This window comes from Sulfuricurvum sp. (genome assembly GCF_028712165.1).
In the GTDB taxonomy this organism is placed as follows: Bacteria; Campylobacterota; Campylobacteria; order Campylobacterales; family Sulfurimonadaceae; genus Sulfuricurvum.
In genome coordinates this window covers 24,963-34,573 of the sequence record NZ_JAQTQR010000024.1, presented here as the reverse complement: position 1 = coordinate 34,573, position 9,611 = coordinate 24,963, and the positions used below count along the sequence as shown (strand labels likewise).

13 protein-coding genes are annotated in these 9,611 nt (G+C 42.3%); 6 read left to right on the top strand and 7 right to left on the bottom strand.

All coding sequences use genetic code 11. From position 1 onward, the window contains the following. Positions 1-125: 125 nt before the first annotated feature. The 6 genes from PHP90_RS06075 (at position 126) to PHP90_RS06050 (ending at position 5,504) form a co-directional block, all read left to right on the top strand. On the top strand, positions 126-413 hold the full coding sequence (locus PHP90_RS06075; protein WP_299926859.1) for a nucleotidyltransferase domain-containing protein: 288 nt from the start codon (positions 126-128) through the stop codon (positions 411-413). Further along, a complete protein-coding gene (locus PHP90_RS06070; RefSeq protein WP_299926856.1) occupies positions 406-849 on the top strand; it encodes a HepT-like ribonuclease domain-containing protein in 444 nt (147 codons plus the stop codon). Before PHP90_RS06075 ends, PHP90_RS06070 begins: the two co-directional genes overlap by 8 nt. 78 nt (positions 850-927) lie before the next feature. Then, the gene (pgsA, locus tag PHP90_RS06065; RefSeq protein WP_299926853.1) at positions 928-1,485 is read left to right on the top strand and encodes a CDP-diacylglycerol--glycerol-3-phosphate 3-phosphatidyltransferase; all 558 of its coding nucleotides are present in this window, start codon (positions 928-930) and stop codon (positions 1,483-1,485) included. After that, positions 1,482-2,534, top strand: a complete 1,053-nt coding sequence (rseP, locus tag PHP90_RS06060) for an RIP metalloprotease RseP (RefSeq protein WP_299926850.1) — start codon at positions 1,482-1,484, stop codon at positions 2,532-2,534. The genes pgsA and rseP overlap by 4 nt, the downstream gene beginning before the upstream one ends. Beyond that, positions 2,531-3,208 (top strand): YggS family pyridoxal phosphate-dependent enzyme, encoded by a 678-nt coding sequence (locus tag PHP90_RS06055; protein ID WP_299926847.1) that lies wholly within the window; start codon positions 2,531-2,533, stop codon positions 3,206-3,208. Before rseP ends, PHP90_RS06055 begins: the two co-directional genes overlap by 4 nt. Positions 3,209-3,296: 88 nt before the next feature. Beyond that, positions 3,297-5,504 carry an EAL domain-containing protein gene (locus PHP90_RS06050; protein ID WP_299926844.1) on the top strand — a complete coding sequence of 736 codons (2,208 nt, stop codon included), beginning with the start codon at positions 3,297-3,299 and terminating at the stop codon, positions 5,502-5,504. On the opposite strand, the gene PHP90_RS06045 is transcribed toward PHP90_RS06050, so the two are convergent. From PHP90_RS06045 to PHP90_RS06015, 7 genes are all read right to left on the bottom strand, one after another. After that, on the bottom strand, positions 5,496-6,482 hold the full coding sequence (locus tag PHP90_RS06045; protein WP_299926839.1) for a HAMP domain-containing sensor histidine kinase: 987 nt from the start codon (positions 6,480-6,482) through the stop codon (positions 5,496-5,498). The genes PHP90_RS06050 and PHP90_RS06045 overlap by 9 nt on opposite strands. Continuing rightward, positions 6,482-7,720 carry a M18 family aminopeptidase gene (locus PHP90_RS06040; RefSeq protein ID WP_299926836.1) on the bottom strand — a complete coding sequence of 413 codons (1,239 nt, stop codon included), beginning with the start codon at positions 7,718-7,720 and terminating at the stop codon, positions 6,482-6,484. The genes PHP90_RS06045 and PHP90_RS06040 overlap by 1 nt, the downstream gene beginning before the upstream one ends. 39 nt (positions 7,721-7,759) lie before the next feature. After that, positions 7,760-7,984 (bottom strand): DUF433 domain-containing protein, encoded by a 225-nt coding sequence (locus PHP90_RS06035; protein WP_299926833.1) that lies wholly within the window; start codon positions 7,982-7,984, stop codon positions 7,760-7,762. Between the two features lie 83 nt (positions 7,985-8,067). Next, positions 8,068-8,499 carry a hypothetical protein gene (locus tag PHP90_RS06030; protein WP_299926830.1) on the bottom strand — a complete coding sequence of 144 codons (432 nt, stop codon included), beginning with the start codon at positions 8,497-8,499 and terminating at the stop codon, positions 8,068-8,070. A gap of 66 nt (positions 8,500-8,565) precedes the next feature. Next, positions 8,566-8,835, bottom strand: a complete 270-nt coding sequence (locus PHP90_RS06025) for a Txe/YoeB family addiction module toxin (RefSeq protein ID WP_299926827.1) — start codon at positions 8,833-8,835, stop codon at positions 8,566-8,568. Further along, positions 8,829-9,074, bottom strand: coding sequence for a type II toxin-antitoxin system Phd/YefM family antitoxin (locus PHP90_RS06020; protein WP_299926824.1), 246 nt, complete (start codon positions 9,072-9,074; stop codon positions 8,829-8,831). Before PHP90_RS06020 ends, PHP90_RS06025 begins: the two co-directional genes overlap by 7 nt. 88 nt (positions 9,075-9,162) lie before the next feature. Then, complete coding sequence (locus tag PHP90_RS06015; protein WP_299926821.1) at positions 9,163-9,570, bottom strand: hypothetical protein; 408 nt, start codon at positions 9,568-9,570, stop codon at positions 9,163-9,165. Positions 9,571-9,611 lie beyond the last annotated feature (41 nt).

Genomic DNA, 9,611 nt, shown 5'->3' with positions numbered 1-9,611 from the left:
CTACAAAGGATATGCATTCCCACTTGAAATGTGGAAACGAGAAAAAAATATTTAACCGCTAAATGAAGGAGATACTTCATTGATAATGCGCTACAATTACACACTTATGCTGCCAAAGAGGATGTATGACAAAGCAAGATGTTTTAAACTATTTATCATCACATAAAGAGAAATTCCAAAGTGATTTTGGTGTGATCAAAATAGGGCTTTTTGGTAGCTTTGCACGAGATCAAGCAACGCTAAACAGTGATATTGACTTGGTTATTGAAATGAATCCTAAAAGTTTAGAACGACGCATCGCATTCAAAAAACAAATAGAATCTGATTTAAAACGATCACTGGATGTAGGTTATATGAACACATTACGTAGTTTCATCGCCAAAGAAGTGGCAAAAGATATTATCTATGTCTAAAAGGGTCGTAGAGTTTTTTATCGTAGATATTTTGATCGCTATTGAAAAAGTTAGACGCTATACCACTGAATTTAAGTGTGCCCAAGATTTTATGCACGATGAAAAAAGCTTTGATGCGACGATGCGAGAATTGGAAATTATCGGTGAAGCTACTAAACATCTAATACGAGGAAATCTTTTAGATAATGAATGGCAGATTGTTGTCGATTTTCGTAACGTAATAGCCCATGAATATTTCGGTATAGACTCTGATGAGATTTGGGAAGTGATTACGATTTATTTGGATACATTCGAACTTGAAATTACAAAGCTGTTTAACAATAGCAACAAAGAGATTTTACAGGATGTCATCGAGAGTAATTTCGAAGATTTCAAATACAGTGAAAAAACGGTTGCTTTATTAACAAATTTATTAGAAAACTTGCGCTTTAAATAACCCAATGACGGACGTATTGTCTAAGCTATAACCCTTTTTAGCTATAATCACGAAAATCAAATAGATTGCAGGTCACTTTTGTTCAATATTCCCAATATCTTAGCATTTATCCGCCTTTGCATCGCTCCAATAATGTTTTGGATTATCCTTAATCCTCAAATATTTACCGATATGGGATGGCATATCAGTTGGAACTATTACATTGCATCGTTACTGTTTGTCATCGCCAGTACAACCGACTTTTTTGACGGTTATGTTGCCCGCGAACTGGATCAAATCACCATTGTCGGACAGATTCTCGATCCTCTGGCGGATAAGATGCTTACCCTCGCCGCTTTTTTAGGCTTGATGATGACCGGTGCCGCATCGGCATGGGCCATTTACATCATTATCGTCCGTGAACTCTTTATTACAGGACTTCGTACCCTCTCACTTTCAGAGGGAATCGATATCAGCGCATCATGGGCAGGCAAAGTAAAAACGGTTGCACAGATGATTGCAATCGGCTTTTTATTGATGCACTGGCCTTTTGGAGATGTTCTCCTTTGGATTGCCGTTGCACTAACGCTCTATTCCGGTGGAGAATACCTCGTCGGATTCAGCAAAGCATATAAAAGCAAGGAGCATACAGCATGAGTTGGATAGCTGCCCTCCTCGTTCTCTCCGTTCTGATTTTTTTTCACGAATTGGGACATTACACCGCAGCACGGCTGTTCGGTGTTTACGTTGAAGTCTTTAGCATCGGTTTCGGTAAAAAACTCGCATCGTTTCGATGGCTGAATACCGACTGGCAAATCTCGGCAATCCCTTTGGGCGGTTATGTCAAGATGAAAGGACAGGATGATCTTGATCCGGGCGCTATCAGCAACGACAATGACAGCTATAACAGCAAAAAGCCGTGGCAGCGGATCATCATCCTCCTCGCAGGTCCATTGGCCAACTTCGTCCTTGCTTGGATCTTTTTTTATGCTATCGCACTGGGAGGACCTCAAACCCTTTCACCTGTAATCGGAAATGTTCTCAAAGATTCTCCCGCGTACAGTGCAGGTCTGCAAAAAGGGGATCGTGTCCTTTCGATCAATAATGAAAAAATCCTTGAGTGGAATGATCTTTCCGATAAGATTAAAAACTCTGTCGGTACATTAACATTAACCGTTGAACGAAACAATACACTCCAAGAGATCTATGTCTCTCCGAAGATAACCGAATCCCAAAATATGTTTAAAGAAAAAATATATAAGCCTATGGTCGGTATTGCCCCATCCGGTATAACCCAAAGATTGGAACTCAATCCGATTACGGCACTCTCGTATGCATCCAAAGAGACTTATAGCTCTTCATTACTCATTTTTCAAAGTGTTCAAAAACTTCTCACCGGTGTCGTTCCGGCAAAAGAAGTGGGCGGTGTCGTCAGTATCGTCAAAATCACTGCCGATGCGACGGCGTACGGATGGATGAGTCTCCTCTTTTTCTCGGCACTTATCTCGGTTAACTTGGGAGTCCTCAATCTCCTCCCTATTCCGGCGCTCGACGGAGGACATATCATGTTCAATCTCTATGAGATCATCCGTCGTAAAGCTCCGAGTGAAGCGGTAATGACCCAACTGACCATCGGCGGATGGGTCTTATTGCTCGGACTTATGAGTCTGGGGCTTTATAACGATATTACGAGGTTAATGCAATGACCACACTGGAACAGAAACTCCATTTTGACCGAATTATTGAGCGGGTTGAGAAAGCCCGTTTACGGGTAAACGATCATTATATTGTCAAAATTGTCGCTGCTAGCAAATACATCGATGCAGAAGCCATCGCATCCCTATATGCTATAGGACAACGGGCATTCGGAGAAAATAAAGTTCAAGATCTCATCAGTAAAAGCGAAACATTGGATGCTTTGCCTATCGAATGGCATTTTATCGGGACGCTCCAAAAAAATAAAATCAATCATCTTTTGAGTGTACGCCCGCACCTGATTCATTCCATCGACTCCGTGGAACTTGCCCATGCCCTCAATGAGCGTCTGGAACGAGAAAACATGACATTGCGTGCGCTGGTTCAAGTCAACTCCGCCTATGAAGAGTCCAAAAGCGGTTTCCTCCCGGAAGCATTTCATGAAAATTACACCCGTATCCTCGAAGAGTGCCCGCGGCTACACCTGCAAGGGATAATGTCCATCGGAGCACATATTGATGACCCGAAAATTGTTACTAAAAGTTTTGAAATAACACGAAAAATTTTCGATTCCCTTCCGAACGCAACCACCTGTTCGATGGGAATGAGCGGCGATTTTGAGCTTGCGATCGAATGCGGTTCCAATATGGTTCGCTTAGGATCAATTCTCTTCTCAAAAGCGTAAAAAATACCCTTTTTTTCACTACTTTGCTATCATAAAAAAGTCATAGCTGTGCTATAATCATCCATCATTATGGATTAAAAGGGTATAGGTGAAAACAATCAAACAGCGAGCGATACTCTATGCCATGGGGTTGGTCGTTTTACTCGTTGTTATTTTTATTTCCACCATTATCCAAGACAAAAAAAAAGTACTTGATGAGAAAACTTCCGCTCATCGTTCACTGCTTCGAAATGCGTTTGATTTATCCCTCCTCGATACCGAAAAAGGGCTGAGCGATTTAGCCTGCAAGATCTCTTCCAACCGTGACATCGTCGATGCCTTCGCGGCACGTGACCGAGAAACACTCTACCGCCTGACCCTCCCCTATTTTCAAGAAGCAAAAAGACGGGGTGAAGTGGATATGAGCGGCTTCGTCGGTGCAGACGGTGCCCATTTTCTACGTCTACAAGATCCTCAAAAATACGGGGACAATATTCTTAAAAAACGTCCATTATTGGCTTATGCTCTTAAAACCCGCAAACCGATTACCACTTTGGATGTCACAATCTACGATGTTGCGTTGGTCACTATCATCCCTATTTTCAAAGACAACACCTTTATAGGGATTATTCAGACGGTAGCAAAAATCGATCGAGTCCAAAAACGGCTTGATGCCCATTCTGGAATCAAAAGTGCCATCGCTTTTAATACGCAAAAACTTAAAATGGTGTTGCCGGATGATAAAAAAATCAGTTACAGCGGATTTTCCCTCGTCTCATCCAATGATCCTCTTTTTGAACATCTTCCTGCCACATTTAGCTTCAATCAGAGTAATCGATATGAAATCGATACTCTGGACTATGTCATCGCTTCACGATCATTAACCAATTATCAAAATGAGACGATTGCGATGATGATTTGTGCCTTTGATATTACCAATGATGTCAAAGAATACAACGCAGAAATACGCAATCTTCTGATCATCAGCCTTATTTTACTCACGATTGTAGCAATTGTACTTCAATACGGATTTAGAATTTTGATTCGCCGTATCGACAGTGATGCCAAAATTACCCGGGAGCTGAACCAAAAACTCGAGCATCAGCTCCACACCGATCATCTCACCTCTTTGCCCAATCGCAATGCTCTAATTCGAGATATCCACTCCAGCCGATTTTATGCACTTATCTTATTGAATATCGATAATTTTAAAGAGATCAATGACTTTTACGGCCATGCGATAGGTGATGAAACACTCTTGGCACTCAGTCGATCGATCCGAGAAGCTATTCAAAAATATCCTATGAAACTCTATAAAATGCCTTCGGATGAATACGCTATAGTTATCACAGAGCCGATGAGTTCTCTGCAGCTCGAAGCCTCACGCACCGAAATCGTTCACTACCTGCACTCCAAATATTACGATGTACACGGTGCCAGTATCTATGTCGCTTTAACGATGGGTATGGATATTTCTATGCGAAATCGCACAAACAGCCTCTTGGCCAATGCCGATATGGCACTGAAAGCAGCTAAAAAAAGGCATCTCAGCTATATGCTCTACGATGAGACCATGCAAATCAAACAAGAGTATCAAAACAATATTTTTTGGAGTAAAAAAGTCAAAGAAGCCATCGAAGAAAAACGTTTTTGTCTTTATTATCAGCCGATCACTGACCCTAAAAATGGAGATATTATTGAGTACGAAGCGCTTATCCGTATGATAGACAGCAATGGTTCGACGATCCCTCCAAGCTATTTTCTCCCGGCGGCAAAACAATCACGTCTTTATCCGCTAATCTCCCAGTTCGTCATTACCGAAGTATTTAAAATGTTGGAAAGTACGCCGCACAACTATTCTATCAATCTCTCCGTAGATGACATTTTCGACAAACCGACTAAAGACTTTTTAATGCAGAAACTCCGTACCTCTGCACATGCCAAACGGATGATTTTTGAACTCTTGGAGAGTGAAGGGATAGAAAACTACCATGAGGTTTCAGCCTTTATCACCGAAGTCAAACAATGCGGCTGTCGTATTGCAATCGATGATTTCGGGACGGGCTATTCTAACTTTGCCCATATCTTACAGCTTGAAGTCGATATCCTGAAAATCGACGGTTCATTGATCCGTAATATCGATAACGATCATAATGCCCAAACCGTCGTTACCGCAATTACTGAGTTTTCTAAACGCTTAGGGCTTAAAACCGTAGCGGAGTTCGTCCATTCCGAAGCCGTTTATAATAAATGTAACGAACTCGGTGTCGACTATTTACAAGGGTATTATATAAGCGAGCCTAAACCGTTAGGATGAGAGGGAAACCCGAAATCCTTTGCGAGCTCCTTCACATAACGTAATCTCACCCCCATGCGATTGGGCAATGTTTTTAGCCAATACCAGCCCCAAGCCGTTTCCGCGCTCTTTAGTGCTTTTAAAAGCCTCAAACAGCCATTTTTTATTCTCGATTTCAATTCCGGTATCATAGATTTCGAACGTATGAATAAGCCCATCTTGATGATGGACAATCTCGATTTTTCCCTCTTCTTCTTCATCCAGTTCAATCGCGTCGATTGCATTAAAGACAAAATTGGAAAAGAGCATGCTGAGTAGATCCAAATCCCCTATAAGATCAAAATCTTCCTCAGGAAAGATAAACTCAATCGGCTTTGCATAACTGTAATAGCCGATAGCGCTCACGAGTGCTTCGCGGATTTGCCACCACCTGAGAGCGTTTTTTTGGGCACTCACCCCTTTTGAAAACATCAGAGTCGCTTTAATAATCCGCTCAATCCGATACAGCGATTTTTGGATCTCTTCCACGATAGGACGATTTTCAGGCAGTACCCTCTTGATCAGAGTGGATGCGAGCAGAGCGATAGAACCGATCGGATTACGGATCTCATGAGAAAGATGTGCCGCCATCTGCCCCATTGTGGCGAGATTTTCTTTCCGCTTTTGTTCTGTGATATCGGTTGCACTCAAAAGATGCTTTTCATTGTGATGGGCCGATTTGATCAAATACGAACGCTCTTTGAAGTTTACTTCATAATCTTCTTCTCCGAAACGGAGCGTCTCGAACAGAGAATCAAGTTCTTTGGCCTGAGAATTTTGCAGAAAGATCGCACCGTCTTGTTCTACGATCCAAATCGCATTGGGGAGGAATTCGATCACCTGCTCAATCGTCGATTGCAGAAACTCATACGACTGGCGTAATGCCACGTACTCCTCTTCGACCTTGTACGTTTGATCGATTAGAGCCTTGAGCTCGGTAGGTGAAATGGTATCACTCATCAGAAGTCGCCCAGATGCATTAAAATACGATAAAGCCCGTATGCATCACTCACACCGGAAAGTTCACGAATCGAGTGCATTGCAAGCGTAGGAACCCCTACATCGATTGTTTCTACCCCCAGACGAGTCGACGTAATCGGTCCGATCGTCGAACCGCATCCCATATCGCTGCGTGTTACAAAAGTTTGGATAGGGATATGCAATGATCTGGCACATTGAACAAACCGCCCCTGTGTCCGTGCAGAAGTCGCATAACGCTGATTCGAATTGATTTTAACCGCAACACCTTGATTTAAAAGCGGTGCGTGCTCAGACTCATGTTTTGTTGGAAAGTTGGGATGCTGTGCGTGCGCATTATCACACGATACCATCAGAGATCGACGCATAAGGGTAGTAAACGACTCTCCCGCAATTTTCCGCAGAGTCTCTTCGACAAACGTCCCACCCGCACCGACATGTGAATCGCTTCCCACCTCTTCGTGATCCATACAGGCAACCATCATCGGATACGATGTCTCCATTAATGCACTCATTCCCACATAACAGCTCAACAGATTGTCCAAACGTGCGGAAGTGATAAACTCTTCGTTCACACCGACAAAGGAGCCTTTTTGAGTATCGTAAAAACTGAGTTCATGTGCCAACAGTGTCAAACCGGTAGTATTTTCCCGGATTTGAGAGAGGATAAAGTGCTCAAAATCGACATCACCCGTCGCGATGATAGGAACGATATCGGTTTGGGAATTGATTGAATGGGAACTGTTCGCATCACGATCGAGATGAATCGCCAGAGAGGGGATAACTGCGATCGCAGAAGCGATGTTGATAAGCGCTTCACGCCGTACATCTCCCTCCAGATACACCACACGCCCTGCCAGAGACAAATCCCTATCAAACCATGGATTCAGCAACACTCCGCCATAGGGCTCGACACCGAGTCGTTTAACACCCGCTACCGTAGTGAGGGGATTAGGTTTGAGACGCAGATGAGGCGAGTCGGTATGCGCACCGACGATGGTGTATCCCTTTTCGGCGCACGGAGGATAGGTGAATGCGATAATAGAGGAATCATTGCGGGTAACGTAATAGTCCTTATCCTCTTCGAGGTTCCAGACCTGATCTTCTTCGAGTCGGATAAACCCATGACATTCCAACATCTTTGCCAGCCATGCTACCGCATGAAACGGAGTCGGGGAAGCATCGATAAACTGGATCAGTTCTTCGTTAAATTCTCTCATAGTTTCTCTTTCTCTTAAAAATGAAGGGGTTAGTTAATTTTACGCGCATATCGAAACTTTATGTTCTTTATCCGCCGCATACGACAGTACCGCGAGGATATCCTCTTCGGTGAGTTCGGGGAAATCTTCGATGATCTCTGCAAAATTCATCTTATTTGCAAGCATATCAAGGATGTCATATACGCTGATTCGCATACCGCGGATCGTCGGTTTACCTGAATGGATTTGAGGGTTGATGGTGATAATGGATTGGTATTCAGCCATGATGTTTCCTCATGGAAAGTTAAAAGATTATAGCAAATATTTCGTGATACTTCCCCACATCAATATCGAGTTGTTTTTACTACTCATCTAGGTTCATGTGCCAACATAGAGTCGATTTGCGATTTTATCTGTTCTCGCTGTTGAGCACTACATGACCCTGACTTGGCCATGGATGAAGCAACAAACCCCTGAGCTGTACCGTGTACAATAGAAATGAAAGCTACTTGTTTTTCGGTTTGATTGTTTTTTCGTGCTTGACGTGTCAGTGCCGCAAAATTTTCTCTCCAATCTACACCGCACCATTCCGCAAGGCCGGAAAGTTCACCCATATCGAAAGCAAAATTTGCAACATTCATATTTACTGGCATAGTTTGACGATCACTATTGGATGTTGGCTGAATAGACTTTCCGTCAGCTGTTTTTCCTTTGCTCCAAAAGACTTTCAATGTCTCTTTAAGCAATGGTTCACGAGTAGAAGCAGGTACGACACCTGCAATAGCAACATAAGACGACATAATCAATAAAATACCCAATATTCGTTTCATTTTATAAACCTACCTTTTGTAGTAATTTTCTCACTCTCATTCCCCATAATGGCTCCACATTCGCAATATTCTTACCGTTTTCGTCTCTTCGATCACTTGATACACCAAACGATGCTTGATATTGATACGACGAGAATAGGCTCCACTCAAATTACCAACAAGCTTTTCATAACTAGGAGGATTTTGAAACGGATTGCATTTGATAATCTCGATCAGCTCTTTTACCTTATCGGCTAATCCTGCCACAGAGAGGTTTTTCGCATCTTTTTGCGCCTCTTTGCTATAGAGGATCGTATATTCTACCATTCGACCGATTCGCTAAATTCGCTGTCGGGTGCATTCATAGCTTCGGTAATCGATTGTGCCATGTTTGGGATAGAAATGAGGTATAACGTCTCTTCTATCGCTTTCCAGTCCTCTTGGGAGACCATAACGGCATTATGGCGTTTGCCCGTGATAATGATCGGTTCGTGGCTCTGTGCCGTCTCATCGATGAGATTGTAGATGTCTGATCGAGCTTGACTGGCTGTGATAACTTTGGTCATAGTTAGCTCCTTATGTACAAATCGTACCCAAAAGCGTACGCTTTGTCAAACCGGATACTTATCCATCCATGTTGAATATTAATTTGCCCTATTTCTGCTGCGATACATATGGTCCAAAATCTTGCAGAACTTTTTTTGCTACAAAAATATTAGGTGAAGAAGTTTGAGGTGAACCTTTATACATTTTAATTACTTGTTGAGAAGATCTAAATCCTCCAAATTGATTCAATGGGATATGTCCATTACTATTAATAACTTCATAATAGTCATACCCATTCGACACTGTTAATTCTGCAGATCGATATTGTAATAAGGACGTAATTGTTTCCATTCCCGTTACATGATTACCATAAAAAGCCACTTGAAATGTACCATCGTCATTTTGTTTTTCACTATAACCACCTCTCCCAAACAGTTCAAAAGGCTGATAAGGTGTGGCACAACCAACTAAGATAAATAAAGTGGAAAAGATAAATAACATTTTTGAAATTGACACGAGATTCCCCTACAAAAAACAATATTAAGCATTATAAGCTT

Bases quoted from the DNA above. Each gene is read 5' to 3' on its own strand.
- PHP90_RS06075 (WP_299926859.1), top strand. From the start codon at position 126: ATGACAAAGCAAGATGTTTTAAACTATTTATCATCACATAAAGAGAAA.
- PHP90_RS06070 (WP_299926856.1), top strand. From the start codon at position 406: ATGTCTAAAAGGGTCGTAGAGTTTTTTATCGTAGATATTTTGATCGCT.
- rseP (WP_299926850.1), top strand. From the start codon at position 1,482: ATGAGTTGGATAGCTGCCCTCCTCGTTCTCTCCGTTCTGATTTTTTTT.
- PHP90_RS06055 (WP_299926847.1), top strand. From the start codon at position 2,531: ATGACCACACTGGAACAGAAACTCCATTTTGACCGAATTATTGAGCGG.
- PHP90_RS06045 (WP_299926839.1), bottom strand. From the start codon at position 6,482: ATGAGTGATACCATTTCACCTACCGAGCTCAAGGCTCTAATCGATCAA.
- PHP90_RS06040 (WP_299926836.1), bottom strand. From the start codon at position 7,720: ATGAGAGAATTTAACGAAGAACTGATCCAGTTTATCGATGCTTCCCCG.
- PHP90_RS06035 (WP_299926833.1), bottom strand. From the start codon at position 7,984: ATGGCTGAATACCAATCCATTATCACCATCAACCCTCAAATCCATTCA.
- PHP90_RS06030 (WP_299926830.1), bottom strand. From the start codon at position 8,499: ATGTCGTCTTATGTTGCTATTGCAGGTGTCGTACCTGCTTCTACTCGT.
- PHP90_RS06025 (WP_299926827.1), bottom strand. From the start codon at position 8,835: ATGGTAGAATATACGATCCTCTATAGCAAAGAGGCGCAAAAAGATGCG.
- PHP90_RS06020 (WP_299926824.1), bottom strand. From the start codon at position 9,074: ATGACCAAAGTTATCACAGCCAGTCAAGCTCGATCAGACATCTACAAT.